This is a genomic window from Streptomyces sp. AC555_RSS877, from assembly GCF_019049245.1.
GTDB lineage: Bacteria > Actinomycetota > Actinomycetes > Streptomycetales > Streptomycetaceae > Streptomyces.
In genome coordinates this window covers 115404-141195 of sequence record NZ_JAGMUK010000016.1, presented here as the reverse complement: position 1 = coordinate 141195, position 25792 = coordinate 115404, and the positions used below count along the sequence as shown (strand labels likewise).

23 protein-coding genes, 1 tRNA gene and 1 pseudogene are annotated in these 25792 nt (G+C 72.4%); 3 read left to right on the top strand and 22 right to left on the bottom strand.

The genetic code is table 11. The annotated features are described in order from the left end of the window. Nucleotides 1-107 precede the first annotated feature (107 nt). From KUM49_RS07950 to KUM49_RS07940, 3 genes are all read right to left on the bottom strand, one after another. On the bottom strand, nt 108-2255 hold the full coding sequence (locus KUM49_RS07950; RefSeq protein ID WP_217236001.1) for a DEAD/DEAH box helicase: 2148 nt from the start codon (nt 2253-2255) through the stop codon (nt 108-110). Between the two features lie 219 nt (nt 2256-2474). Further along, complete coding sequence (locus KUM49_RS07945; RefSeq protein ID WP_217236000.1) at nt 2475-3005, bottom strand: hypothetical protein; 531 nt, start codon at nt 3003-3005, stop codon at nt 2475-2477. 88 nt (nt 3006-3093) lie between these two features. Further along, nucleotides 3094-3444 (bottom strand): metallopeptidase family protein, encoded by a 351-nt coding sequence (locus KUM49_RS07940; RefSeq protein WP_217235999.1) that lies wholly within the window; start codon nt 3442-3444, stop codon nt 3094-3096. Nucleotides 3445-3528: 84 nt separating this feature from the next. Here KUM49_RS07940 and KUM49_RS07935 point away from each other — a divergent pair, with 84 nt between their 5' ends. Beyond that, nucleotides 3529-5115, top strand: a complete 1587-nt coding sequence (locus KUM49_RS07935; protein WP_217235998.1) for a metallophosphoesterase — start codon at nt 3529-3531, stop codon at nt 5113-5115. An 80-nt stretch (nt 5116-5195) separates the two neighbouring features. Continuing rightward, nucleotides 5196-5268, top strand: a tRNA-Glu gene (locus KUM49_RS07930). Between the two features lie 2 nt (nt 5269-5270). Here the strand turns inward: KUM49_RS07930 and KUM49_RS07925 are convergent. The 17 genes and pseudogenes from KUM49_RS07925 to KUM49_RS07850 all read right to left on the bottom strand — a co-directional run bounded on the left by KUM49_RS07925 (nt 5271) and on the right by KUM49_RS07850 (nt 20940). After that, the gene (locus tag KUM49_RS07925) at nt 5271-6773 is read right to left on the bottom strand and encodes a peptide MFS transporter (protein WP_217235997.1); all 1503 of its coding nucleotides are present in this window, start codon (nt 6771-6773) and stop codon (nt 5271-5273) included. A gap of 6 nt (nt 6774-6779) precedes the next feature. Beyond that, nucleotides 6780-7598, bottom strand: a complete 819-nt coding sequence (locus tag KUM49_RS07920; RefSeq protein ID WP_217235996.1) for an SAM-dependent methyltransferase — start codon at nt 7596-7598, stop codon at nt 6780-6782. Nucleotides 7599-7638: 40 nt separating this feature from the next. Next, nucleotides 7639-8886, bottom strand: a complete 1248-nt coding sequence (locus tag KUM49_RS07915; RefSeq protein ID WP_217235995.1) for a cytochrome P450 — start codon at nt 8884-8886, stop codon at nt 7639-7641. Between the two features lie 2 nt (nt 8887-8888). Beyond that, a complete protein-coding gene (locus KUM49_RS07910) occupies nt 8889-9254 on the bottom strand; it encodes an antibiotic biosynthesis monooxygenase family protein (RefSeq protein WP_308406564.1) in 366 nt (121 codons plus the stop codon). Then, on the bottom strand, nt 9251-9586 hold the full coding sequence (locus tag KUM49_RS07905) for an antibiotic biosynthesis monooxygenase (protein WP_217235994.1): 336 nt from the start codon (nt 9584-9586) through the stop codon (nt 9251-9253). Before KUM49_RS07905 ends, KUM49_RS07910 begins: the two co-directional genes overlap by 4 nt. Nucleotide 9587: 1 nt before the next feature. Continuing rightward, a complete protein-coding gene (locus KUM49_RS07900; RefSeq protein WP_217235993.1) occupies nt 9588-10337 on the bottom strand; it encodes an SDR family NAD(P)-dependent oxidoreductase in 750 nt (249 codons plus the stop codon). Nucleotides 10338-10366: 29 nt separating this feature from the next. After that, the gene (locus KUM49_RS07895; RefSeq protein WP_374200139.1) at nt 10367-11134 is read right to left on the bottom strand and encodes an SDR family NAD(P)-dependent oxidoreductase; all 768 of its coding nucleotides are present in this window, start codon (nt 11132-11134) and stop codon (nt 10367-10369) included. After that, nucleotides 11114-11563: pseudogene (locus KUM49_RS48100) on the bottom strand (SRPBCC family protein); the annotation flags it as partial. The pseudogene KUM49_RS48100 and the gene KUM49_RS07895, both read right to left, overlap by 21 nt. Then, nucleotides 11563-11826 (bottom strand): acyl carrier protein, encoded by a 264-nt coding sequence (locus tag KUM49_RS07890; protein ID WP_217235992.1) that lies wholly within the window; start codon nt 11824-11826, stop codon nt 11563-11565. The gene KUM49_RS07890 and the pseudogene KUM49_RS48100, both read right to left, overlap by 1 nt. Before the next feature lie 241 nt (nt 11827-12067). Then, nucleotides 12068-13336, bottom strand: coding sequence for a ketosynthase chain-length factor (locus tag KUM49_RS07885; protein WP_217235991.1), 1269 nt, complete (start codon nt 13334-13336; stop codon nt 12068-12070). Next, nucleotides 13333-14643, bottom strand: a complete 1311-nt coding sequence (locus KUM49_RS07880) for a beta-ketoacyl synthase (RefSeq protein ID WP_217235990.1) — start codon at nt 14641-14643, stop codon at nt 13333-13335. The genes KUM49_RS07885 and KUM49_RS07880 overlap by 4 nt, the downstream gene beginning before the upstream one ends. Continuing rightward, nucleotides 14640-15071, bottom strand: coding sequence for a cupin domain-containing protein (locus KUM49_RS07875; protein WP_217235989.1), 432 nt, complete (start codon nt 15069-15071; stop codon nt 14640-14642). The genes KUM49_RS07880 and KUM49_RS07875 overlap by 4 nt, the downstream gene beginning before the upstream one ends. Then, the gene (locus KUM49_RS07870; protein WP_217235988.1) at nt 15068-15439 is read right to left on the bottom strand and encodes a TcmI family type II polyketide cyclase; all 372 of its coding nucleotides are present in this window, start codon (nt 15437-15439) and stop codon (nt 15068-15070) included. The genes KUM49_RS07875 and KUM49_RS07870 overlap by 4 nt, the downstream gene beginning before the upstream one ends. 302 nt (nt 15440-15741) lie before the next feature. Beyond that, nucleotides 15742-17661, bottom strand: coding sequence for an AfsR/SARP family transcriptional regulator (locus KUM49_RS07865; RefSeq protein WP_217235987.1), 1920 nt, complete (start codon nt 17659-17661; stop codon nt 15742-15744). Between the two features lie 365 nt (nt 17662-18026). Then, nucleotides 18027-19898 carry an asparagine synthase (glutamine-hydrolyzing) gene (asnB, locus tag KUM49_RS07860; RefSeq protein WP_217235986.1) on the bottom strand — a complete coding sequence of 624 codons (1872 nt, stop codon included), beginning with the start codon at nt 19896-19898 and terminating at the stop codon, nt 18027-18029. Further along, nucleotides 19895-20494 (bottom strand): hypothetical protein, encoded by a 600-nt coding sequence (locus KUM49_RS07855; protein ID WP_217235985.1) that lies wholly within the window; start codon nt 20492-20494, stop codon nt 19895-19897. The genes asnB and KUM49_RS07855 overlap by 4 nt, the downstream gene beginning before the upstream one ends. Continuing rightward, nucleotides 20491-20940, bottom strand: coding sequence for a DUF1772 domain-containing protein (locus KUM49_RS07850; RefSeq protein WP_217235984.1), 450 nt, complete (start codon nt 20938-20940; stop codon nt 20491-20493). Before KUM49_RS07850 ends, KUM49_RS07855 begins: the two co-directional genes overlap by 4 nt. Nucleotides 20941-21151: 211 nt before the next feature. Between KUM49_RS07850 and KUM49_RS07845 the strand changes: the two genes are divergently transcribed. Further along, the gene (locus KUM49_RS07845; RefSeq protein ID WP_217235983.1) at nt 21152-22735 is read left to right on the top strand and encodes an FAD-dependent monooxygenase; all 1584 of its coding nucleotides are present in this window, start codon (nt 21152-21154) and stop codon (nt 22733-22735) included. A gap of 400 nt (nt 22736-23135) precedes the next feature. On the opposite strand, the gene KUM49_RS07840 is transcribed toward KUM49_RS07845, so the two are convergent. Together KUM49_RS07840 and KUM49_RS07835 are read right to left on the bottom strand one after the other, a co-directional pair. After that, nucleotides 23136-24743 (bottom strand): FAD-dependent monooxygenase, encoded by a 1608-nt coding sequence (locus tag KUM49_RS07840; protein WP_217235982.1) that lies wholly within the window; start codon nt 24741-24743, stop codon nt 23136-23138. Beyond that, nucleotides 24740-25783, bottom strand: a complete 1044-nt coding sequence (locus KUM49_RS07835; RefSeq protein WP_217235981.1) for a methyltransferase — start codon at nt 25781-25783, stop codon at nt 24740-24742. Before KUM49_RS07835 ends, KUM49_RS07840 begins: the two co-directional genes overlap by 4 nt. Nucleotides 25784-25792: the final 9 nt, after the last annotated feature.

Sequence of the window (25792 nt, the reverse complement as noted above, 5' to 3'; positions counted from 1 at the left end):
CCTTTTCTACGGCCGCCACCATGGCCCCTGGGAATGCCGGAAGGGCCCGCACGACCAAGTCGTACGGGCCCTTCTCAGGTACTCAGCCGGCGTCAGCCGCTGCGCTGTCAGCCGTTGCGCTTCCAGCGCGGCTTGTCGTCACGGCGACCGAAGGTGCCGGTTCCCGTGCCGGTGCCGGTGGTGCCGGGTCCGCTGCCGCGGTGGTCGTCACGACGGCCGGAGGGGCGGTCGTGGCCGGAGGAGCGAAAGCCGGGGCGGTCACCCTGGCGGTCACGGTTGAACGGACGGTCGCTGCCCCGGTGCCCACCGCGCTCGTCCCGACGCTCGAAGGGACGGGCCGGACGGTCGTCGCGGCGGAAGCCGCCACGGTCGTTGTCACGGCGCTCGAAGGAACCGCCGCCACCACGGTTGTCATCGCGACGCTCGAAGGAACGGCCACCACCACGGTTGTCATCGCGACGCTCGAAGGAACGGCCACCACCACGGTTGTCGTCACGACGCTCGAAGGAACGGCCACCACCACGGTTGTCGTCACGACGCTCGAAGGAACGACCGCCACCACGGTTGTCGTCACGACGCTCGAAGGAACGACCGCCACCACGGTTGTCGTCACGACGCTCGAAGGAACGGCCACCACCACGGTTGTCGTCACGACGCTCGAAGGAACGACCGCCACCACGGTTGTCATCGCGACGGAACCCGCCACGGTCGTTGTCGCGGCGCTCGTACGAGCGGCCGCCACGGTCGTCCCGGTCCGCCTTGTCGACGTCCTGCGCCGCGGGCTGCTCGGGAACGGAGACCTCGGCCGCCGCGGCCTGCGCCTGGGCAACCGCCGCCTCGGGGTCCTCGCCCTGCTCGCGGGCGACCCGGGCCACCAGGCGGTCGGCCTCCTCGCGCAGCTCGGTCGCGCGGCGCTGCGCCCGCTCCAGCTCCTTGGTGAGCTGTGCGACCTCACGCTCGGCCTGCTGCGCGGCGTTGCCCGCCGACTCGGCCTGGACCTCGGTCATCGAACGGGCGCCGGTGATCTCGGCGACCTCGGGCTCGAAGGCCGTACCGGAGTTGATGATGTGACGTCCGGCGTCGACGCCCGCGTCCTCCATCAGCCGGAAGATCTGGCGGCGCTGGTGCGGCAGGGACAGCGAGACCACGGTGCCGGTGCGGCCGGCGCGGGCCGTGCGGCCGGCACGGTGCAGGTAGTCCTTGTGGTCGCCGGCCGGGTCCACGTTCAGGACCAGGTCGATGCCGTCGACGTGGATGCCGCGGGCGGCGACGTCGGTGGCGACGAGGGCGTTGACGTAGCCCTTCTTGAAGTCCTCGAGCACCCGGGTACGGGCGCCCTGCGTCATACCGCCGTGCAGCGCGTCGGCCTTCACGCCGGAGTCGCAGAGCTGCTCGGCGATGCGGTCGGCGCCCAGCTGGGTGCGGACGAAGATGATCGTGCGGCCCTTGCGGGAGGCGATCGCGGCGGTGACCGGCGCCTTGTCCTTGGGCTTCACGATGAGGATGTGGTGCGACATGGTCGTGACGTTGCCCTGGGCGCTGTCGACCTCGTGCGTCACCGGGTTGGTCAGGTAGCGCTTGACCAGCGTGGAGATCTCGTTCTCCATCGTGGCCGAGAACAGCATGCGCTGGCCGCCGCCCGGGATCTGGTCGAGCAGCTCGGTGACCTCGGGCAGGAAGCCCAGGTCGGACATCTGGTCGGCCTCGTCGAGGACGGCGACCTGGACGTTCTCCAGCGAGCAGGCGCCGCGGCTGATGATGTCGCGCAGACGGCCCGGGGTGGCGACGAGGACGTCGACGCCGCGCTCCAGGGCGTAGATCTGGTTGCTCATCGACGTACCGCCGCAGACGACCTTCATCTTCAGGCCGAGGACGTCGCCGTACGGCTGGAGCGCGTCCGCGACCTGCATCGCGAGCTCGCGGGTCGGCGTGAGGATGATGCCGCGGGGCTTCTTCTTCTCGGTGTGCCCGCCGGACAGCGTCGCGAGCATCGGCAGACCGAAGGAGAGGGTCTTGCCGGAGCCGGTGCGGCCACGGCCGAGGATGTCCTTGCCGGCCAGGGCGTCCGGGATGGTCGCGGCCTGGATCGGGAAGGGGGAGGTCACGCCGTTCTGGGCGAGCTTGCGCACGACGCCCTCGGGGAGACCGAGGCTCGCGAAGGTGACCTCGGGTGCGTCCTCGGTGACCGCGGTCTCGGGCACGACGGTGCCCTCGTTCTCGGGCACGACGACGTGATCAGTACTGGAAATGGACATGCGTATGCGAAACCTTCCGGAGTCTCGTCGGCACGCGCCCGTCAACTCCGTGTTTCGCTATACGACCGCCTCTATGCGGTCCGCCACGGCAAGGGAGAGAGTACGCGCCACACGGCGCGCTCTGCGTCGGCGCCGGGCAATGGGGTCAAACGATCTATTACCATACGCACCGACCCCCCTTGAAGGCAAACCGAGCCCATCACCGCAGGTCAGACGGGCCTAAGCCGGAGTACCCGCTTCCGGTGCCGGCTCCCGATCGCCCAGCTGCGGTCCCGGGGGCTCGTGCGCCGAGGACGACGGCTCGGCGACCGTCGGCGAGGCGGGCGGCGGAGACGGGGGCGGCGGAGACGGCGACGGCTGCGGCTCGACCGTGCGCGTGGGTGTCGGCTCGGCCACAGTCGGCTCCGGCGCGCCGGGCTTGTCCGGCTTGCCCTTCCCCGGCTTGGCGCCCGCCGAGGCCTTGGCGCTCGCCTCCGCCGACGCCGACGCGGACGGCGAAGCCGACTCCCCCTTGCCCTTCTTCCCCTTGCCGCGCCCGTGCTTGCCGTCCTCGGCCGCCGCGCCGATCCCGGCGGCGCCGCCCGACACCGCCGCCCCGCCGTCGGGTTCCTCACCACCCCGCTGACCGGCGGAGTGCGAGGGCTTGGCGCTCCCCCCGCCGCCGTCGTCGCCGACGCTCATGCAGCCGGCGGCAGCGGCGACGGCCATGACCGTGGCGGCCAGACGGACGGGTACGTACAAGGGGCGCACGGGCAGCCACCTCCGGGGGAGGGTGAAGGAGTCAACCTGCCCAACTCCCGCCGCCCACAAGAGGACACGCGACCCGCGTCGGCGGCCCTCACCCGTACCCGAGCGCGTGCAGCCGGGCGTCGTCGATCCCGAAGTGGTGAGCGATCTCATGCACCACGGTCACCTCGGTCTCCTCGACGACCTCCTCCCGCGACCCGCACATCCGCAGCGTCGGCCCCCGGTAGATGGTGATCCGGTCCGGCAGCACCCCCGCGTACCACTCGCCCCGGTCGGTCAGCGGAGTCCCCTCGTACAGCCCGAGCAGTTCGGGATCGTCCTTCGGCGGCTCGTCCTCGACGAACACCGCGACGTTGTCCATCAGCCGCGTCAACTCCGGCGGAATCCGGTCCAGCGCCTCGGCGACCAGTTCCTCGAACTCCTCGCGCGTCATCTCCAGCACAGGCCCATTGTCCGGTACGCGGCAGCCGTATGAGAGTCGTGGGCACATCGCATATCCACGTGATCAGGTGGGCATACGGGACCAATGGCCCGCGTCCCCGTCGCCGTCCGGAACATCGTGAACCCTCTACGCAGGACCCCGCGTGCCCTCGCCCGCCACTACCGCACCCGCCGTCCCCACCCGTCCTTCGAACTCGTCCGCCAGCCGCACCCCTGGGTCCGCGCCCTCGGCCTCGTCGCCGTGGTGGTCCTCGGCGCCTGGCTCGGGCTGCTGATCGTCGGCAACGTACGGACCCCGGTCGGGCCCATGAACACGACGATGACCCTGCGCCCGTCGCTCACCGGCGGCACGAAGATCAACGTCTCGCCGCTCGGCGCCCTGGAACTGGACAGCCATCACGCGCCCGTCCGGCTGGACGTCAACGTCGACCAGCTGGACCCGGTCCGCTCCCAGGCCCTGGTCGACCACCCCGAACGTCTCTCCGGCCTCCAGGACGAGGTCACCAAGGACGTCGAACTCGGCACCCGCGACCTGGCCCTGCGCTCCTGCGTGGCCGTCGTGTCGGGCGCCACCGCCCTCGGCCTCGCGGTCTACCGCCGCCCCCGCCGGGCCCTCGCGGCAGGCGGCCTCGCCCTCACCCTCCTGGCCGCGTCCGGAGGAACCGCCTACGCCACCTGGAACCCGGAATCCGTCCTGGAACCGAAGTTCTCCGGACTGCTCTCCTCGGCCCCGTCCCTGGTCGGCAACGCGCGCAACATCGTCACCGAGTTCGACGTCTACCAGAAGGAGCTGGCACGCCTGGTGACGAACGTGACCAAGCTGTACGACGCCACCTCCACGCTCCCCGCCTACGCGCCCGACCCGACCACGCTCCGGGTCCTGCACGTCTCGGACATCCACCTGAACCCGGCGAGCTGGCCGATCATCTCCTCGCTGGTGGAGCAGTACAAGGTCGACGTGATCGTCGACTCCGGCGACACGATGGACCACGGCTCGGCCGCCGAGAACGGCTTCCTGGACCCGATCGAGGACCTCGGCGCCCCGTACGTCTGGGTGCGCGGCAACCACGACTCCCGGACCACCCAGCGCTACCTGGAAGGCCTGAAGAACGTGCACGTCCTGGACGACGGCCGGGCCGTGACGATCGACGGCCTGCGCTTCGCGGGCATCGGCGACCCCCAGTTCACCCCCGACCGCTCGGAGAAGCCCGGCGCCGAGGAGTCCCAGGAGCAGGCGGGCGCCCGCCTGGCCGCCGCCCTGCGCGCCCAGACCGCCGCCGGCACGCCCGTCGACGTCGCCGTCGCCCATGAACCGTCGGCGGCCCGCGAGGTGGACGGCACGGTCCCGCTGGTGCTGGCCGGTCACGTCCACCACAACGAGATGGAGGTCCTGAAGAACGGCACCCGCCTGCGGATCGAAGGCTCGACGGGCGGCAGCGGCCTGCGCGCGATCGAGGGCAAGTACCCCGACCCCATCGAGGCGTCGATCCTCTACATGGACCGCGACACCCGCCGCCTCCAGGCCTGGGACGAGATCAAACTGGGCGGCCTGGGTCTGACGACGGCCGAGGTCAGCCGCCATCTGGTGGAGGAGAACCAGCCGGGGGCGACCCCTTCCCCCTCGCCGTCCCCATCACCCGCCTCCTCCGCCCCGACGCCCACCGCCCCGTAATCCGTTTTGGCGATCCCTCCCGCCATCCCATATGCTTCTCACGTCCCCGACGCGCCGCGAGGCGCACAGGCGGCCCGATAGCCCTCATCGTCTAGCGGCCTAGGACGCCGCCCTTTCAAGGCGGTAGCACGGGTTCGAATCCCGTTGGGGGTACTTCACCGCATTGCGCCGAGCAGTCGGCGCAACCGCACGGTACCGAGCGCGACAGCCGTACCGACTGCGAGGACGAAGCACCCGAGCAGCAGGAAGTACGCAGCGAGGGGCAGCACCGCTGTCAGTCGGAACAACTGGCCTCCCACCACCACACCCACGGCGCCGAACAGCCCGTTCACCGCGAGCAGTCGGCTGGTACTGCCCGGCGGGGCGACCGCGGCGGCCAGCGCCAGGCCGGCCGGTGCGAGCGCGATCTCGCCGCAGGAGTAGAGCAGGTAGACCAGCAGCAGCCAGTACGGGCCGACCGGGCCGTGTTCGGCGAGCCGGGCCGCGACCGCCATCAGCACGAAGCTCAGCCCGGCCGCGATCAGCGCCCCCGCGAACTTGACGGGCACGTCGACACGCGGCCCCGCGCGCAGCCACAGCCGGGCGACGAACGGGGCGGCCAGCAGGACGAACAGCGGGTGCACGGACTGGAACCAGCTGGCGGGAATCTCGAAGCCGAGCAGGTCCCGGTCGGTGTGGCGCTCGGCGAAGAGACTGAGCACCGAACCGCTCTGCGCGAAGATCATCCAGAACGCGGCCGAGGCCGCCATCAGAGCGGTGAACCCGGCCAGCCGACGGCGCTGCCCCCGTCCCTCACCCGGCCCCGGCCCCGGCGCGCTGGTCCGGCGCAGTGAGCGCAGGTACCAGAACGGCAGGGTGACCGTGGTCAGGCCGAGGACGGCGAGCACCGCGGGCAGCGGCAGCAGGCCGAGGGAGGCCGGTGCCACCAGCAGCGCGCCCACCGCCGCCGCGGCCACCGCGGCACGTCTGAGCATCGCGGCGGCCTCGGCGGGCGGCACCGGGCGGGACGGACGCGCGCCCACCTCCCCGTACCGGCGCCGGCCGAGGGCGAACTGGACCAGCCCCGCCGTCATGCCGACGGCGGCCGCGGCGAAGCCCAGGTGCCAGGCCACGCGCTCCGCCAGCAGCCCGGTGACGACGGGAGCGACGAGCGCGCTGACCTGGATGCACATGTAGAAGAGCGAGAAGGCCGCCTCGCGGCGGCCCTCCCCGTCTCCGCTGACCCCCGCGACCATCGCCGCCATGGCCGGCTTGACGAGGCCGGTGCCCGCCACGACCAGCAGCAGCCCGGCGTAGAGCGTGCCCGGCACCGGCACCGCGAGGACCACGTGGCCGCAGGTGATGAGCACCCCGCCGAGCAGGACGGCCCGGCGGGCGCCCAGCACCCGGTCGGCGAGCCAGCCGCCGGGCAGCCCGGCCATGAAGCTGAGCGACATGTACGCCGCGAAGACCGCGGTGGCCGTCTGTGGGGCCATGCCCAGGCCGCCGCGGGCCTCGGAGGCGGTCAGGTAGAGCACCAGGATCGCCGCCATGCCGAAGAAGCTGAACCGCTCCCACAGGTCGACCGCGAGCAGAGTGCCGAACCCGGGCCTACGGCCGTCCGCTGCCCCTGCCGGTGCGGCCGGTGAGGACTCCGGCGTGGTGAGGGAGGCGTCCACCTCCCCTCACCGGGCCGGTTTGAGTGCCACTCCGGACAGCATCGCGAGGTCCGGGTCGGGGGTGTCCGTCGGTTCAGGGCGCCACAGGGGGGCGCGGACCACTCCGGGGTCCAGCAGCTCGAAGTCCTCGAACAGGGCGGCGAGTTCCCGGTTGTCGCGCCAGATGACCTCGCTCACCGCGCCCCGGTACTGCTCGGCGGCCTCCGGCGCGGCCCGCGGGACCTCCTCCGCGCCGGCGTGCGAGATCACCAGGGCGCTGCCGGGCACGAGTCCTTCGGTGTACTGCCTCACCAGCGCGAGCGGTTCGTCTCCGTCCGGCACGAAGTGCAGTACGGCAGCGAGGATCAGCGCGACCGGCTGCCCGAAGTCGATCAGCCGACGGGTGTCGACGGCGTCCAGGATCTCCCGGGACTTGTACAGGTCGCCCTGGAAGACGGCCGCCCGGGGTTGGCCGGCCAGCAGTGCCCGGCCGTGTGCGACGGCCACCGGGTCGATGTCGACGTAGACGACCTTGCTGTCCGGGTGGGCGGCGAGGGCCACGTCGTGCACGTTGCCCTCCGCCGGGATGCCGGAGCCGATGTCCAGGAACTGCCGTATGCCGAGGTCCGACAGCTGCCGTACCGCTCGGCGCAGGAAGGCGCGGTTGGCCTTCAGGGTGGCGGGCAGGTCCGGGTTGCCGACCGCGACCTTGCGCGCGAGTGCGCGGTCCGCCGGGAAGTTGTGGGTGCCGCCGATCCAGTAGTCGTACACCCGGGCGATGCTCGGGGTGTCGATGTCGACTTCCGGCGGTGCCCAGGCGGGGCGCTCGGTGCCGTGACGTTCCACGTCGTGTCTCCTCCAGTCGATGCGGGGCGGGGCTGGGCTGTCAGGCCGTGAACACCGGAAGTTCCTCGAGGCCGCGCATCATCAGGCTGCTGCGCCAGCGCAGTTCGCCCGCGTCCACGGCGAGCCGCAGTCCGGGGAAGCGCGCGAAGAGGCGGCTGATGACGACGTGTCCCTCGAGCCGGGCGAGCGGGGCGCCCAGGCAGTGGTGGATGCCGTGGCCGAAGGCGACCGAGGCGCTGTGGGCCCGGGTGATGTCCAGCCGGTCCGGTTCGGCGTAGCGTGCCGGGTCCCGGCCCGCGGCGCCGATCGAGATGGTCACGAACTCGCCCTCGGGGATGACCACGGAACCGACCTCGACGGGTTCGGTGGTGAACCGCCAGGTGGCGTTGGTGACCGGACCGTCGTACCGGAGGAACTCCTCGACGGCCGCGGGCCACAGCGAGGCGTCCGCCGCGAGCTGCTCGCGCACCTCGGGGTGGGTGAGCAGGGCGAGGGCGCCGTTGCCGATGAGGTTCACCGTGGTCTCGTGGCCGGCCACCAGCAGCAGGAACGCCATGGAGATCAGTTCGTCGGACGACAGCTCGTCGCCGGCGTCCCGGGCGTGGACCAGGTCGGTGAGCATGTCGTCGGCCGGTTTCGCCCGCTTGGAGTCGATCAGCGCCGTCAGGTAGGCGATCATCGACGCGCCGGCCTCGCGGACCTCGTCGGTGCCCGCGCCGGAGACGAGCAGGTTGGACCAGCGGCGGAAGACGGCCCGGTCGTCCGCGGGGACGCCGAGCAGCCAGCAGATGACCGTGAACGGCACCGGGAAGGCCAGGGCCTCCATCAGGTCCACCTTGCCGTGCCGGGCCACGGCGTCCAGGAGTTCGTCGGTGAGGTCGGTGATGCGCGGCCTCAGGGACTCGACCCGGCGGGCGGTGAAGGCCCGGCCGACGAGCCGGCGCAGCCGGGTGTGGTCCGGCGGGTCGCTGTCGAGCATGTGCACGCTGAGGACGTGCGGGAACTGGCTGCGCTCCCCCGACTCCGCGAGGAACTCCTTTTGTTTGTCGGGGTCGGCGAAGTTGCGCGGGATGAGGTCCCTGCCGACCCGCATGTCCTTGCTCAGCCGGGGGTCGGCGAGCAGCGCCCTGGCGTGCTCGTACCCGGTGACCAGCCAGGTGCGCAGTCCGTTCGGCGTCATCACGGGCACCGCGGGCGCGGTGTGCCGCAGTGCGGCCAGTGCCTCGTGCGGGTTCTGGTGGAAGGCGGGGGTGAACAGGTCGGTCGGCGGGGCGTTGGTGCCGGCCATTCTCAGGCTCCTTCCATGACGTCGGCCGCACCGGTCACGGCGCGGTCTCTCCCGTAGTGGGCGAGCTCCCGGTAGATCTCGAAGGGGCGGTCCCGGCCGGTGTCGCGGAACGGCCTGAGCGGGGCGGTCTGGTCCTTGTGGGCGGGGCCGCCCTCCCAGGCGGTGAACGCCTCCCAGTCCGACCACCGGCTCACCACGACGTAGGCGTGCGGGTCACCGAGGGCGTGCAGCAGCTTGTTGCCGAGCAGCCCGGCGGTGCCCGCCATCCGGCGGCTGGCCTCGTGGTACGCGTCCAGCACCCGGTCCGGGTCGTCGCTCAGGTGGTGGAGCACCACCTCGACCGCGCCGGAGACCGCTTCGGAGGTCACGGGGTGCCACCCGCGGCGCCGGGGAGGGCGGCGACGACGTGCATGGTCGTCATGGAGCCGCCGCTGCGGTACGGGTGCAGTTTCTGCCGGTGTTCCAGATGCCGGTCGCTGGTCTCGAACTCGCGGAACAGCGGCTCGTTCACCCAGTCGCTGACGATGTAGTAGATGCCGTTCTCCTCGGCACTGCGCGACAGCCACTGGCCCAGGTTGGCGGGGTGCGTGGTGACCGAGTCGCCCACCTCCAGCCACACCTTCTCGAACTCGTGTCCCATCTCCGGCTTGATCTGCATCCGCAGCATGACCCGGAACACCTGGTCGGACAGCTCGGCCATGTCAGATGCCCCCGTCGACGTTGATGGTCTCGCCGGTGATGTAGGCGGAGGCGTCGCTGAGCAGGAACAGCACCGGTCCGGCCAGTTCCTCTACGGTGCCGAGGCGGGCGAGGGCCGTCTTGCGGGAGTAGGTGGCCCGCAGTGCGTCGGCGCGCTCGGCGGGCATGGTGGCGAAGGCCTCGGTCTCGATCACGCCGGGGGCGACGACGTTGACCCGGATGCCCTGCGGGCCGAGTTCCTTGGCGAGCGAGCGGGTCAGCCCGATCATGGCGGCCTTGGCCGCGGTGTAGTGGGCGCGCAGCGGGATGCCCGCCGCGGCGCCGCGCGAGCCGATGTTGACGACCGAGGAGCCGGCGCCGAGCAGGGGCAGCGCCTGCTGGATGATCCGGTAGGCGGCCGTCAGGTTGGTGTCGAGGATCCGCGACCACTCCTCGGCGGGCAGCTCGGCGAACGGGATGTGGCTGATCAGACCCGCGTTGTTGACGATGCCGTCGAGCCGCCCGAAGCGGTCCTTGGTCTCGCCGACGAGCCGGTCGACCTCGGCGGTGTCGCCGACGTCCGCGCGCAGGACGTGGTGGTCGCCGGCGGTCTCCTTCAGCGCGGCGGTTAGGGTGTCGACGGCCTCGCTCTCCTGCCGGTAGCAGGTGACGACGTCGGCGCCGGACCGGGCCGCGGCGAGGACGAGGCCCCGCCCTATGCCCCGGGTGCCGCCGGTGATGAGCAGTTTCCTGCCGTGCAGTGCGAGTTCCACTGGGATTCCCTCCATGGCTGGGCGGCGGCTCACACGCAGCCGTCGACGTGGATGTTCTGGCCGGTGACGTAGGTGGCGTGGTCGCTGACGAGGAACAGCACGGCCCGGGCGATGTCGTCGACGGTGCCGAGCCGGCCGAGCGCGGTGAAGGAGGCGAACATGGCGCGCTGCTGTTCGGCTTCCGCGGCGGGCAGTTCGTCGAGCGCCTCGGTGGCGATACGGCCCGGTGAGACCGTGTTGACGCGGATGCCTCGCGGCCCGAGTTCCCGGGCCAGGGAGCGGGTCATGCCGACCAGAGCGGCCTTCACGGCGGTGTAGTGGACGCCGCCGGCCATGCCGATGAAGGCGACCGTGGAGCCGAGGTTGACGATCGAGGAGCCGGTGCCGAGCAGGGGCAGGGTGCGCCGGGTGACCAGGTGGGTGGCGGTCAGGTTGCCCTGGAGGGTGGCGGCCCACTCGGCGGAGCCGAGGTCGGCGTACGGCTGGGGGCGGAACGTACCGGCGTTGTTGACGACGGCGTCCAGCCCGCCGAGGCTCGCCTCGCACTCGGCGGCCAGCCGGTCCACGTCGGCCTCGTCGGCCGCGTCGGCCCGCAGCACCTGGTGCTTGCCCGGGGTGCCGGCGAGTTCCTCCTCGAGGGTGGCGACGGCCTCGCCGGGGGTGCGGTAGCAGGTGACGACGTCGGCGCCGGCGCGGGCCGCGGCGAGCACGATGCCCCGGCCGATGCCGCGGCTGCCACCGGTCACCAGGATGCGTGTGCCCTCCAGTTGCCGGCCGGCCCGGGCCGCGGTCTCCACCTTGGCCTTGATCAGCCGCATTTGTACGGCCGTGTTGCGGTTGAGCCGGGCGGTCATCCCGGCGTCGTCGATCGGGGCCTCGGGCTTCATCTCGAAGTCCTGGATCCAGCGCATCCGTACGCCGCCGGGCACCTCCTCGTACTCCCAGCGGATGTTCATGTACGCGAAGGGGCCCGTCTCCACCCGGCGGGCGACGACGGTGCGGGTGACCGGGTCGGGGGTGCGCTCGGAGACCCAGCTCCAGACCGTGCCGGTCTCGTCGGGGTGCAGGGCGAGCCGGAAGGTGACGGTGTCGCCGTCCTGGCCGAGGATCTCGGCCGAGGAGTACTCGCTGAACAGCCGCGGCCAGGAGGCCACGTCGTTGGTCATCGTCCACACCAGGTCCATCGGTGCCTCGACGACGATCGCGTTGTCGGTGTGTCCTGCCATCAGACGCGGGCCTCCGTGAGCCGGGCGTGCACGTAGGCGAGGGCCTCGCGCGGGGTCTGGGTGTGCGCCAGGTCGCCATCGGGGATCTGGATGCCGTACTCGCGCTCGATGCGGTTGACGAGCTCCAGCAGCGCGAGGGAGTCGTAGCCGAGGTCGGAGAACGTGGTGCCGGCGAAGTGCTCGCCGTCCAGGTCGGTCTGCTCGTCGACTCCGGCACTGGCACGCAGGATCCGCCGGAGGTCGTCGAGGGTGAACTCCGCCATGGGAGCCGCCTTTCTTGGGTTGAGGGTCGGTCGTGGGTCGGCTGCGGGTGGGGCGGTCGTGGGCCATGAGGCCGGTTGTCGGTCGGCTGCGGGTGGGTGGGGACTGGGCGCGCAGTTCCCCGCACCCCTGAGCGGGCTGCGCCCGCGAGTGTCGGTCGGCGCGGGTGGGTTGGGGCCGGGCGCGGTCACGCGGCGGAGCCGGGGCTGCGTCCGCAGGGGGTGGTCGGTTGGCGTGGGGCGGTCACCTCTTGGGGGTGTCTCGGTCGCCCGCGCCGACCACCAGCGCGGAGGTGAACCCGCCGTGCCCGCGGGCCAGCACCAGGGCCGTGCGCGGGTCGGTCTGCCGCGGGCGGTCGAGGACGAGGTCGATCTCGCAGCCGGGGGCGGGCCGGCCGAGCCCCGCGGTGTGCGGGACGACACCGGCGTTCAGGGCGAGCAGCGCGGTCGCCACGTCCAGCGCGGCACCGCCCGCGTACAGGCGCCCGGTGAGCGTCTTGGGCGCGGTCACCGGCACCCCGCCGGGCCCGAAGACCTCGGTGATCGCACGGGCCTCGGCCAGGTCCTCGGCGGGGATGCCGGAGGCGTCGGCGAAGACCATGCCGATGTCCTGCGGGGTGAGCCCGGCGTCGGTGAGCGCGCGCCGCACGACGGACACCAGCACGGAGTGCCGTCCGGCGACGCGGTCCGCGGTGGGGTCGAACCCGGCCGCGTAGCCGAGGAGTTCGCCGTACGACGGGACGTCGCGGGCCTGGGCCGCTTCGGCGTTCTCGACGACGAGGATGGCACCGCCCTCGCCCGGGACGAAGCCGGAGGCGGCCGCGTCGAAGGGCAGGTAGGCGCGGGCGGGGTCGTCCTCGGTGGACAGCCCGCCGGTGGACAGCTGGGCCACCAGCCCGTACGGGCACAGGGAGGCGTCGGTGCCGCCGCTGAGGACGAGCCGGGAGCCGGTGTCCAGCAGCCGGCGGGACTGGCCGAGGGCGTCCAGGCCGCCGGCCTGCTCGCCGCAGATGACCCCGCAGGGGCCGCGCATGCCGTGCCGGATGGAGACCTGGCCGGTGGTGGCCGCGTAGAACCAGGCGATCGACTGGTAGGCGCCGACCCAGGAGGAGCCCTTCTGGTAGAGGTTCTCCATCTCGTGCTGGCCGAACTCGGTGCCGCCCGAGGAGGCGGCCGTGACCACCGCCATCTCGTACTCCGGCAGGGTCGCCGGATCGGCGGCCGCGTCCGCGAGGGCGTCCTCGGCGGCGGCCAGGGCGAAGTGCGTGAAGCGGTCGGTCTGCGGGACGAGCCGTCCCGGTACCTGTTCGCCGGCCTGGAAGCCGGGGACCTCTCCGGCGACCCGGACGGGGTAGCCGGTCGGGTCGAACCGGGTGATCCGGCCGAGGCCGCTCTTGCCCGCGAGCACCGACTCCCAGTGCCGGGCGGCGCCGAGCCCGGTCGGCGCGACCACGCCGAGGCCGGTGACCACGGACCGGCCGCGGCGGCCGGGACGTATGCCGGAGGCGCTCATGCCGCCTCCCCTCGCCGCGCCGGAGTCCGGGTGCCGTGCGCGGCCGTGGGCCGGCCCAGCACCATCGCCGTCTGGAAGCCGCCGAAGCCGCTGCCCACGCTGAGCACCCGGTCCATCCGGTGCTCGCGGGCCGTCACCGGTACGTAGTCGAGATCGCACTCGGGGTCCGGGGTGGACAGGTTGGCGGTCGGCGGGACGACCTGGTGGCGCAGGGCGAGGGCGCAGGCGGCGATCTCCAGGGAGCCGATGGCGCCGAGCGAGTGCCCGATCATCGACTTGATGGAGCTGACGGGCACCTCGTGGGCCCGCCGGCCGAGGCTGCGCTTGAACGCGGCGGTCTCGTGCCGGTCGTTCTGCTTGGTGCCCGAGCCGTGCGCGTTGATGTAGTCGATGTCGCCGGGGTCGAGCCGGGCCCGGTCCATGGCGACCCTGATGGCCTCGGCCATCTCCCGGCCGTCCGGCTTGAGTCCGGTCATGTGGAAGGCGTTGCTGCGGCCGGCGAAGCCGAGGATCTCGGCGTACACGGTGGCGCCGCGGCGCCTGGCGGACTCCAGCTCCTCGATCACCATGACGGCGGAGCCCTCGCCCAGGACGAAGCCGTCACGCCGTCCGTCGAAGGGCCGGGAGGCGTGTTCGGGGTCGTCGTTGTTGGCGGTGGTGGCCTTGATGGCGTCGAAGCAGGCCGAGGTGATCGGTGACAGCGGGGCGTCGGTCGCGCCGGCGAGCACGATGTCGGCGGTGCCCTCCTCGATGAGCTGGACGCCGTGTCCGATGGCGTCCAGGCCCGAGGTGCAGCCGGTGGAGATCAGCGCCACCGGCCCCTCGGCTCCGGCCTGCCGGGCCACCTCGACGGCGAGGGTGCTGGGCACCATGTAGCCGTAGAGGTGGGGGACGCCGTAGCTGTGGTCGACCAGCCAGTTCCGGCCGCCGTCGGAGAGGACCGCGTACTCCTCCTCCAGACCCGTGGTGCAGCCGACGGCGCTGCCGATGCTGACGGCGAGCCGCTCCGGGTCGGCGCCGGGCAGTTCGATGCCGCTGTCGGCGATGGCCTCGCGGGCGGCGACGACCGCGAACTGGCCGGCCCGGTCCATACGGCGGGCCTCCTGCGGGGTGAGGCCGGCGGCGAGCGGGTCGAAGTCGCACTCGGCGGCGACCTGGGAGCGGAACCCGGCCGGGTCGAACAGGCTGATGCGGCGGGTGGCGGTGCGGCCGGCGGTGAGCAGGTCCCAGTAGGCGTCCCGCCCTGGCCCGCCGGGAGCGACGGCGCCCACTCCGGTGATCACCGCGCGCCGGTCGGGTGGTGTCATCGGGCCGCTCCGACGTCGGGGTTGCCCGCGCTCTCGTCGAGCGGCTGCTCGGTGTCGACGTGGCCCAGCTCGGGGCGCGGGGCGAGCGGGGAGAGGTGGAAGACCGCCTCGGCCGGCACGGACCCGGTGTTGACGAGGCGGTGGCGTACCCCGATGGGCACCAGCAGCGAGTCGCCGGGGCCCAGTTCGACCGGGGCGCCGCCGTCCAGCGTCATCTCCAGCCGCCCCTGGACGACGTGCAGGAACTCCTCGGAGTACGGGTGGAGGTGCTCGGTGACGTGGTGGCCGGGGGCCAGTCGCAGCACCCCGCCGAAGCCCGAGGTGCAGCCCACGGTCTTGGGGCTGAGGGTGACGCGGATGTCGCCGCCGCGCTTGGTGTTGGCGGCGACCTCGGCCGCGGAGACCCTGGTGGTGGCGGGGGCGCTCATCGGGCACCGCCGAGGTTCGCGGACCGCGGGGTGCTGACCTGGGGGCCCTGCTGAGGCGTCCAGGAGTAGAACGGGACGGCCATCGCGTCCTTGGGCTCGCGCCAGTCGGGGTCGAAGGGCGAGATGAACCGGCCCAGCCGGGTGTTGATCTCTTCGTAGAGCGGGTGACTGCGCGCCTTGTACAGGTTGGGCGCGATGTCCTGGTCGGCCTCCACCAGGTGGAAGTACAGGTTGTGGAACGCGAACAGCGTCCGCCTCGACACACCCACCAGGTGTGGCAGCTCGGTGCTGTCCGAATCGGCGAAGACCTGCGCGACGCCCTCGGCGTCGGCGAGGTCCATCCTCGCCACGATCAGCGTTCGGTGCACGATGTCCTCCCGGCTTGTCGGTCGTGTGTTCACCCTGGTCGGCGGGGGTCGAGGCGCTCTCGAAGGCTCCTGGAAATCCGCTGACGGCCCCGGTGCGGCGGTCCTCCGGCCGACGGCCCGGGCGTGTGAGAGGGGGCGTCCCGTCCCCCGGCGCATCGCCCGCCCGCACACAGGCGCGGACACAGGTGCGGACACAGCGGGAGAGCGCCACCCGGCTCGGATCCAGCCGTCCGTCGCGGCGGACGGGCACAGCACGACGGCCCGCCGCACCAGTGGGTGCGACGGGCCGTCGAAAGGGACTTCTACCGGTGGGTCCCTGCCTTCATCAGGGTGATGCGGGAACCGGCGCGGCCGACGACGCCGGCCTTGGCCGTCCGGCCGTTCGGTACGTCGCCCAGGGACGTGCCGCGCAGCAGGAGGATCAGGGCCTGGCGGGTGAGCCGGGGCACGGAGTACAGGGGCTCGGCGCCGGGTGCCAGGTGTTCCCGTACGAGATGGACGTCGACGAGGTACTCCAGGAGCGTCTCGGCGTCGCCGGTGCCCGGGGGCAGCCGTGTGATCACCTCGTCGAGGCTCCAGCGGGGGCGTTCGCGCTGCAGCAGCAGGCGCAGCAGCTCCTGGGAGGGGGCGGGAAGGTGCCGCTGACTTGCGGCCACCGTGGTCATCAACGACTGTGTCCCGGCGGGGAGTTCGAGCAGCATCCGGTGGTTGCCGCGCAGCCGCACCGCCAGCCGGGCCGCCGACCAGCCGGGCCGGGCGGCGAGCCGGCCGGCCACCGCCCTGACCGCCAGGGGCAGCCCCTCGCACAGGCCCATCAGCTCGTGCACGGCGGCGGGGTCCTCCTGCCGGGACCGCTCGCCGGCGACCCGGTCGTACAGCTGGAGCGACTCCTGGGCCGACAGGGCGGGCAGCACGATCTTGCGCCCGGTGGAGAGGCTGTGCGCCCGGTAGCGGTTGGTGGTGATCACCGCGCAGCCGGAGCCGCCCGGCAGGACGGCGCGGATCTGGGAGGCGGTGAGCACGTCGTCGACCACGACCAGCACCTTGCGGTCGGCGGTCCAGGTGCGGAAGAGCCGGCTGAGCTCGTCGAGCCCGGTGGGCTGTTTCTCACGCTGGATGCCGCAGGCTCCGAGGCAGGCCGACAGTACCTCGGCGAGCTGCTGGGAGCCTTCGCCCACGGCGGACAGGTCGATGAAGAGCTGTCCGTCGGGGAAGCGCGGGCGCAGCCGGTGCGCGGCGCGCACGGCGAAGGCGCTCTTGCCGACGCCGGGCGGGCCGTGCACCTCCACCACCCGCATGCCGGTGCTGGACCGTTCCGAGCCGAGAAAGGTCTCGAGCTGGTCCAGTTCCCGGTCCCGTCCGATGAAGTCACCTGTGTCGGCGGGAAGTTGGGCCGGTCCGGGCACGGACCGGCGTCCGGTGGGCGCGGTCTCGGCCTTGGCCGTGGCCACTCCCCTGAGATGGCCGCGGTCCGCGAGCACCTCCTGGTGGACGCGCTGGAGCTGGGCCGAGGGTTCCAGGCCGAGTTCCTCGACGAGATGGCTGCGCAGGGTGCGGAAGGTGTTGAGGGCGTCCGGGCGGCGGCCACAGCGCTGCAGGGCCCGCATGAGCTGTCCGGCGAACGCCTCGTGGGTGGGATGGGCGCGGAAGGCCTCCGCCAGCTCGTCCAGCACGGCGTGGTGACGGCCGAGTTCGAGCTCCAAGGAGAAACGTTGCTCCTGAACGCTCTTGCGGCGCTCCTCGAGCTGTGTCGACCAGGCCGACAGCCGTCGTCCGGTGATGACGTCGACCAGGGCTCCGCCGTGCCACAGGGAAAGGGCTTCCTTCAGCGTGCGGGCGGCTTCCTCGCCGGCTCCGGCGCGGTGCTGTGCCATTCCCTGCTCGGTGAGCTGCTCGAACCTGTAGGCATCCACCGCCTGCTTGTCGTCCAGGCGCAGTTCGTACCCACCCACCCTGGTCAGGAGTGCGGGGCAGCCGCGCGGCGGACGGGACCCAAAAGGCGCGCCTTGCAGTCCGGTGGCCAGCAGAAGCCTGCGGCGCAGTTGATAAATGTAGGTTTGCAAGGTGGTCAGCGCGCTGAGCGGAAGGCGGTCCTCCCACAGCTCCTCGCACAGCTGGTCCACGCTGACCAGTGAGTTGGCATTGAGCACCAGCAGTGCAAGCACCTGACGCAGTTTGGGTGCGGACGGCGTGACGTCCTCCCCGTTCCTGCGTACTCGCATGGAGCCCAGCAGACCGATCTCTATCACTGCATTCCCCCTGAGTGCGCCGCCCATTGTGGGGTGGCGGCCATCGATGGGCCTGGTATTCAACAAGCCTGTCGGTATTCACCTTCCTGCGTCACTCGCTTTTTGGCGAAACATCCCTCGAGCGGTCGGCCGGGAAAAATTGCCCTCCCTTTACCTGGGAAAACGGTTTCGCCGAAAAAAGAGCGGAATTCAACAAAACCCTGCGCACATCCGGGGCAGGAGAGAGGACTCCGCACCGAATATCGCATTTACATGGCCCGCCCTGGCGCATCATATTTCTTCACGCACATGGATGACAAGATGCACATTTCTCGCCGGGCTGTGGCATGCGCTACTTCCTACAGCCGCAGCTCGACCCGGTAGTCCGCCAGCCAGGTGTTCAGCTGGAGCACCATCTCCATGCTCGCCCGCTCCACCCAGGCGAAGGCGCCCCTGGGAGCCGCCGCCGCGCCCAGCGCCGCCCGGGTCGCCTCGGCGTCCAGCAGCGGCGCGACCGGAGCCGTCCGGTCCTCGGCCACGTCCCCGAAGCGGTACCGCACGAACTCCCCGTAGGCGGCCTCCTGCACGGTCGGGTAGGCGCTCTTGGGCCGGTTGAGCACCCGCTCCGGCAGCAGATCGGCGACGGCGGCCCGCAGCAGGCTCTTCTCCTGGCCGTTCACCCGCTTCAGCTCGGCCGGCACGTTGTACACGTACTCCACCAGCGCCCGGTCGCAGAACGGCGGCCGCAGCTGCACCCCGTGCGCCATGCTCATCCGGTCGGCCCGGTCCAGGTGCGTCGGTGCCCAGCGGGTCAGCGCCAGATAGGTGACCTCGCGCGCCCTGCGCTCGGCGGCCCCCTCCCCCGCCAGGTGCGGTACCTCGGTGAGGGCGTCGCGGTAGTGCTGGTCGGCGTACTCCATGAAGTCCAGCTCCTTGCGGAGGGTACGGTCCACCAGCGAGCAGCCGAGACCGCCCGCGGCGGCGTCGTGCCCGCGCTCGAAGGAGACCCACGGGAACGTCGTGGAGTTGCTGTGGCCCGCGTCGTACGCCCAGAAGTAGCCGTTGAACACCTCGTCGGCGGTCTCTCCGGAGAGCACGGCCGTGATGCCGGCGCCGCGCAGGGCCTCGAAGAACAGCAGCAGCGAGGTGTCCATGTCGCCGAGCGGGGAGGGCGCGTCCTGGCTGCGCAGCGCGGCGGCGTGGGTCCGCGGGTCGGCGAGCGCCGCCGTGTCCAGCAGGATCTCGGTGTGCTCGGTGCCGATGTGCTCGGCCGCGAGGGCCGCGTAGGGGGCGTCGGGGGTGGCGCGCATGGTCGGGTGCGGCTCGAAGTTCTCCGCGTATCCGGAGAAGTTCACCGAGAACGACCGCAGCCTGCCGCCCGCCGCCCGTGCCTCGCCGGCCGCGAGCGCGGTCAGCGCGCTGGAGTCGATCCCCCCGGAGAGCATCGCGCCGACCGGAACGTCCGCGCGCAGATGCGAGGCCACCGCCTCGGACAGCAGCCCGCGCACGGTGGCGACGGTGGTCTCCAGGCTGTCGGTGTGCGGCCGGGCGGGCAGCGACCAGTACCGGCGGTGCCCGGTGCCCGGCGCCCGCACGGTCATCGTGTGGCCCGGCAACACCTCGCGCGTCCCGCGGAACACCGCGGTCCCCGGCTTGCGGCTGTGCGCGAACAGCTCCCGCAGCCCGTCGGCGTCGACCACCGGCGCCACCGCCGGATGGGCCAGCAGCGCCTTGGGCTCGGAGCCGAAGACGACCCCGGACGGGGTCAGGAAGTAGCACAGCGGCTTCACCCCCAACCGGTCGCGGACCAGCAGCAGTTCCTGCCGCCGTACGTCCCACACGGCCAGGGCGAACAGGCCCTCCAGCCGCTCCGGGAACGCGCCGCCCCACTCCAGATAGGCGTGCAGCGCCACCTCCGCGTCGCCGTGTCCGGTGAACCGGTGCCCCTTGGCAGCCAGTTCACGGCGCAGCTCCCGGTGGTTGGTGACGGCCCCGTCCAGGGTCAGCACGGCCACCGGCGACCCGGACTCGGACTCCACGAGGGCCGGCTGCGCGCCGTGCTCCGGGTCGAGCAGCGCGAGCCGCCGGTGGGCCAGCGCCGCATGCCCCTCGATCCACTCGCCCGAACCGTCGGGGCCGCGGTGCGCCAGTGCCGCCGCCATCGCCCGTACGGTGGGGGCCTCGGGCGTCAGATCCCGCTCGAAGTCCACCCAGCCGGCGATTCCGCTCATCGTGGTGTCCTCTCGTTGGCTGTGTCTGATGTGACTGCGTCCGATGTGGCCGGGGCCGATGTGGCCGGGGCCGATGTGGCCGGGGCCGATGTGGCCGGGGCCGATGTGCGGGCGCCGTCCGCTTCCTGCAGGTGGACGACCTCCACCAGACAGAGCCCGTGGCGGGCGACGGCCTCCCGGAACTCGCCGAGTCCCGGCGGCCCTTCGCCGCGCACCGCGATGCCCAGCCGGCGCGGGGCCGCCTCCCCGTACCTGCGGTAGAGCTCCAGATAGCCGCGCGCTGTGCGCTCCGCGTCGTCGACCAGGGCGAACCGCACCGGCCGCCGCTGCCCGCGCCAGGTCAGTCCGCCCTCCGTGCCGCCCGCGAAGTTGTGCCGCCAGCCGCTGCCGGTCGCGACCACCAGCGCGTCGCCGAGGGTGTGCACCCCGGCGGGCACGGTGTACGGCCGTCCGCTGCGCCGCCCCGTGAAGTGCAGCAGCGCGAGCCGCTCGGCCACCGGGCCGGGCTCCGGGCGGGCCAGCAGCTCCCGCATCCGGGCGTCGGCCGCCGCGCGGTCCTCCCCCTCCGGCAGATCGCGTACGACCTGAGGGCTCATGACAGCACCACCCCGGCGGCCGTCAGCGCACAGCCCGCGATCGCGAAGCAGGTGCGCACCAGATGCCAGCCGCGCCAGGCCGGACGGGGATCCCGCCAGCCGGGGCCCAGGTCCTCGGGCCGGGTCCGCTTGACCGTCCGGTTGATCGGCACGTTCCTGGTCTGCGAGACCACAGCCACCCCCGCCATGCAGACGGCGGCGGCCGCGAACAGCACCCGGGGACCGCCCGAGGCCTGGACCGCGAGCCCCACGTCGACAGCCGTGGAGCCGGTGACGATGAACGGCATGATCCGGTCGTAGCGCCTGCCGAGCAGGATGTGCGTGGTCACGTACCGTTCCGGCGTCATCGCGATCAGCGCGGGCATCACGCTCACCGCGACCGCGAAGAGCACCCCCGCCACCAGGCCGGTGCCCGTCAGCACCAGCACACTCAAAGCCTCCACCACCGCTTCCGCCCTCCTTCGAACCTTGCGCCGCACTTGGGGCCTGGAACAGCTCGAACCTGTCAGCCGCCCCTGGGACGGCACTCGAATCCCTCTGGGAGCGCGCGGCTCCGCACGGCCTCGGCTCGCCCGCGCCACGAGCCCCGTTCGAGCACCCGGGTGTTGCATCGGTCCGCCGAAATCCGAACGCATTCCCACACCTTCAGGAGCCGGTATGGCGGACGAGACGACCGAGGTACTCATCGTGGGCGGCAGCATGGTGGGCCTGGCCCAGGCCCTGTTCCTCGCCCGGCAGGGCATCCGGTCACTGCTGGTGGAACGGCACGCGGAGATCTCGGCGCACCCCCGGGCGCAGGCCGCGAGTCCGCGCACCATGGAGCTGCTGCGCGCGCTCGGCCTGGAGGACGCGGTACGGGCCCGGGAGAACCCGCACGCCCAGTACGGCGACATCCTCCAGGCGGAGTCCCTCACCGGGGCCGAACTCGGGCGCTTCGACGGCCCGTTCCGCCACGACCCGAACGACGTGGGCACCACCGGCTGGACGCTGATCGGGCAGGACCGGCTGGAGCCGGTGCTGCGGGAGCGGGCCGAGGAGCTCGGCGCGGACATCCGGTTCGCCACCGAGATGGCGGAGTTCAGCCAGGACGCGGAGGGCGTCACGGCCGTACTGCGCGATGCGGGCGACGGCTCCGAGCGGACCGTACGGGCCCGGTACCTGGTCGCGGCCGACGGCTCCCGGGCACCGGTCCGCACCTCGCTGGGCATCGGCCATCACGGTCAGGGCGTGTTCGGCGGGCAGATGAACATCATCTTCCACGCCGACCTCGACCCGTACGTGGCAGGGCGCACCTTCTTCCTGTGCTTCGTCAGCAATCCCCAGGTCAAGGGCGTACTCGGCAAGCTGGGCGGCGCGGACTCCGACCGCTGGGTCCTCGCGCCGAGCCTGCCGCCGGGGGCCGACCACCGGGCGTACGGAAGGGAGGACTGCGTGGAGCTGGTGCGGGCCGCCGTGGGCGTGCCCGACCTGCCGGTCGAGGTGGAGTCCTCGACCAGCTGGGAGATCGCCGCGTGGGTGGCGGACCGGTTCCGGTCCGGGCGGGTGCTGCTGGCCGGCGACTGCGCGCACGTCATGCCGCCCACCGGGGGGTTCGGCGGGAACATGGGCATCCAGGACGCGCACAACCTGGCGTGGAAACTGGCGCTGGTGCTGCGCGGGGCGGCCGGCTCCGAACTCCTGGACAGCTACGAGCAGGAGCGGGCACCGGTCGCCGAGTTCACCGTCGACCAGGGCGTCATCCGCTACCTCCAGCGCAGCGGCCTCGACGAGGCGGCCGCGGCGCGGCACCGGCCCGAGACCACGGTGCTGTTCGGGCACGTGTACCGCTCGGACGCGGTCCTGCGCGAGGCCGGCGACGCGGACGACGCGGTGGTCGAGGACCCGACGGCCCCCACCGGCCGCCCCGGCACCCGCGCCCCGCACATCCCCCTGGTCCGCCAGGGCAAGGAAGTCCCCCTGCACGACCTCCTGGACCGCGACTTCTGGCTCCTGACCGGCCCCGACGGCCACGCCTGGCAGGCGGCCGCCGCAGCCCGGGGCCTCTCCTTCCACCGCGTGGGCAAGGAGGAACCCCCCGCCGTCGTCGACCACTTCCTCACCCGCTACGGCATCGGACCCACCGGCGCCGTACTCCTGCGCCCCGACGGCTTCATCGCCTGGCGCACCCCCGGCGAGGTGGCCGACCCCACCGAGTCACTGAGGGCAGTACTCGACACGCTGCTGCGACGCAGCCCGGCCTAGGGCCTGGCCGGCGGATCAGGTCGCAGGACATCCGCGGCGCCTCGTCGACGCAGGTGAGCGGGGCCTGGTGCGTCGAGCTGCAAGGCGGAGGAGGGCGTCGACGCGATGGGGGTCCCCCCGCTCGAGCGAAGTCGAGAGTGGGGGAGTCGGCAACCGACGACAACGCCGCAGATGGCGTGCCAGGCCCCGCGTCTGCGGCATGATCCGCCGGACAGGACCTGGACGGCACTGCACCGGCCCCGGCGCACCACGGCACACGGTGACGCGGCGCGCCGGTCCGGTTTGGATCCCGCCGGGGGCCACCCACCTCACCCCCGGTCCGCCGCACACGTCGACGGCCGCGGCGCCCCCGAACAGGCAGAGGCACCGCGGCCGTCTCCGTTCCCCCCGCGCGGGAGCGCTACGTGCGGGCCAGGAGCGTGTGCAGGGCGGTGATGGCGGCGCGGTCCACCGGACCGGTGCGGCCCGCGGTCGTGCGCCAGGCGACGAAGCCGTCGGGGCGTACCAGCACGGCGCCGCCGGCCAGGAGGCCGTAGCGGCGGCGGAAGGAGCCGTCGGCGTCCCACAGCCTGGTTCCGCGGCCGATGCGGACCACCTTCAGGTCGATGCCCAGCCGCGTGGCCTCCTGTTCCACCGCCCCGCTCCAGCGGCCCGCCACCTCGTCGACGAGCAGGGTGAACCCGTCGCCGTACAGGTCGATGACGGACACCGGGCCCTCGGGACCGTCGAGTTCGAGATGCGGGGCCCGTGCTCCGGGCCGGGCACCGGGGTGCTCGGGATCCTCGACGATCGCGTCGGGGGCGCCCTCCTCCGCGGCGAACGCTCCCGAGCGGTAGCAGTAGCCGAAGGTCATGGTCGTCTCGTCCAGCAGCTCCGCGGCGACCTCCTGGTACTGCTTGCCCTCCCGCACCGCGAACCGCAGCATCGCCTGGCGGACGGTCTCCTCGGCCACCGGGCGCCGCTCGGCGTCGTAGCTCTCCAGCAGCCCGGGACCGGCCGTGCCGGACAGCACCAGGGCCAGCTTCCAGGCCAGGTTGTACGCGTCCTGGATGCCGGTGCTGGCGCCGAACGCCCCGGTGGGCGGCATCACATGGGCGGCGTCCCCGGCGACGAACACCCGACGGGTCGCGAAGGTGTCCGCCACGCGCGCGGAGATGTCCCACGCCGGCATGTCCACCGACTCGATCTTCAGCGGCAGTTCGGGCACCCCGACCGCGGCCCGCACCAGCGCGGTGCAGCGCTCCTCGGTGAAGTCCTCGGCGCGCTCGCCCTGATCGGGGGAGAAGGAGACGTTGATGACCCAGCGGCGGTCGTTGTCGAGGGGGATGATCGTGCCGCGCACCTCGGGGTTGTTGACGTACGCCGCGATGATCCGGCGGCCGCGCAGCGCCTCGGTCAGGTCGGCCTCGAAGAAGAAGCTGACGAGGTTGGTGATGGTGCCCCGGCCGTGTGCCCCGATGCCGAGCATCTCGCGCAGCGGGCTGCGGCTGCCGTCCGCCGCGATCACGTACTGGGCGCGGATCTGCGAACTCACGCCGGTGGACAGGTCGGTGGTGCTGACCAGTACCCCGTCCGCCGTCTCTTCCAGGGCGTCGACCCGGGTCGAGAAACGGACGTCGGCGCCGGCCTCCACCGCCCGCTGCCGCAGGATCGGCTCCAGCTGGTTCTGGTCGATCAGCGTCCACTGGGTGGGGCTGATCCGGCCGATGTCCTCGGGGGACGCGTGGGGCATCCGCACGCGTTCCTTGCCCGCGAGGCTCTCCACGTGCACCAGGTCGGTGTTGCCGGAGATGGGGGACCGCCCGGCCCGCACCCGCTCCTCCATGCCGACCACGCGGTACAGCTCCATCGTCCGGGGGTTGATGGCACGGGCCTTGGGATGGGTGGAGGTGTCGGGGTGGCGTTCCACCAGGGTGGCGCGGACGCCGTGGTGGGCGAGGAAGACGACCGCGGACAGTCCGGTGAGCCCGCCGCCGACGACGAGGACGGGGGTCTGGTCCGGCTTCATGCTGCCTCCTTGTGGGCGGTGACCAGGGTGTGGGTGCCGAGCAGGGGCTGCGCGGTCCCGTCGGTGAAGCCCGCCTCGCGCAGCCAGGCCCGGCAGTCCGCCACCCGGTACTCGGAGCCGTCGGGGCTGACCAGCCGCATGTGCAGGCTGCTGAGCAGCCGTTCCGGGTCGCTGCGGTCGTCGTCGATCATCCGGTCGTAGACGAGGACCGTGCCACCGGGCCGTACGGCCTCGAAGACCCGGCCGAGCAGCTCGCGCCGCCGCCCGGTGTGGAAGCCGTGCAGGATGTGGCCGAGGACGACGACATCGGCCGGCGGGATCGGGTCGTCGAAGAAGTCGCCGCCGGCGAAGGCGACCCGGTCGGCCAGGCCCAGACCGCCGATGTGCTCGGTGAACAGCGGCCGCGTCCGCTCCAGGTCGAAGCAGGTCGCCTTCAGGTGCGGATGCGCCTCCACCAGCACGGCCGCGAGGTTGCCGCGCGCACCGCCGAGGTCGAGGAACGAGGAGTGGCGGCCCCAGTCGAGGCGCCGGGCCAGTTCCGCGCCCATCCGGTCGCTGTAGGCGTCGAGTCCGGCGAGGAACCGCTTCATCTTCGCGGGGTCCTTGTGCCGGTCCCCGACGAATCCGCCCTTGTCCGGGTCGAGATGCTGGGGCTCACCGGAGCGCAGCGCCTCGGTGAGCCGGCCCCAGGTGCCGTAGAGCGTCTCGTTGGTGAGTTCGACGAAGCCACCGAGGTACGAGGAGGAGTCCGGCACCAGATACGTCTGCGCCAGCAGGGAGTTGCGGTAGCGGTCCTCCGTGCGCTCCAGCATCCCGAGACCGACCAGCGCGTCCAGGAAGTCCGGAAGCATCCGGTGGTGCGTCCCGGTACGCCGGGCCAGCTCGGCCGAGTCGGCGGGGCGGCCGTCGGCGAGCGCACCGAACACGCCGAGGGTCACGGCGCTGTGCAGCACCTTGGCGGCGCAGTCGGCAATGGTCAGCCGGATCAGCGGTCCGGGATCGACCGCCGGAGCCGTCTGCGGGTCTTCGGTCGTTGTCACACGAGCCTC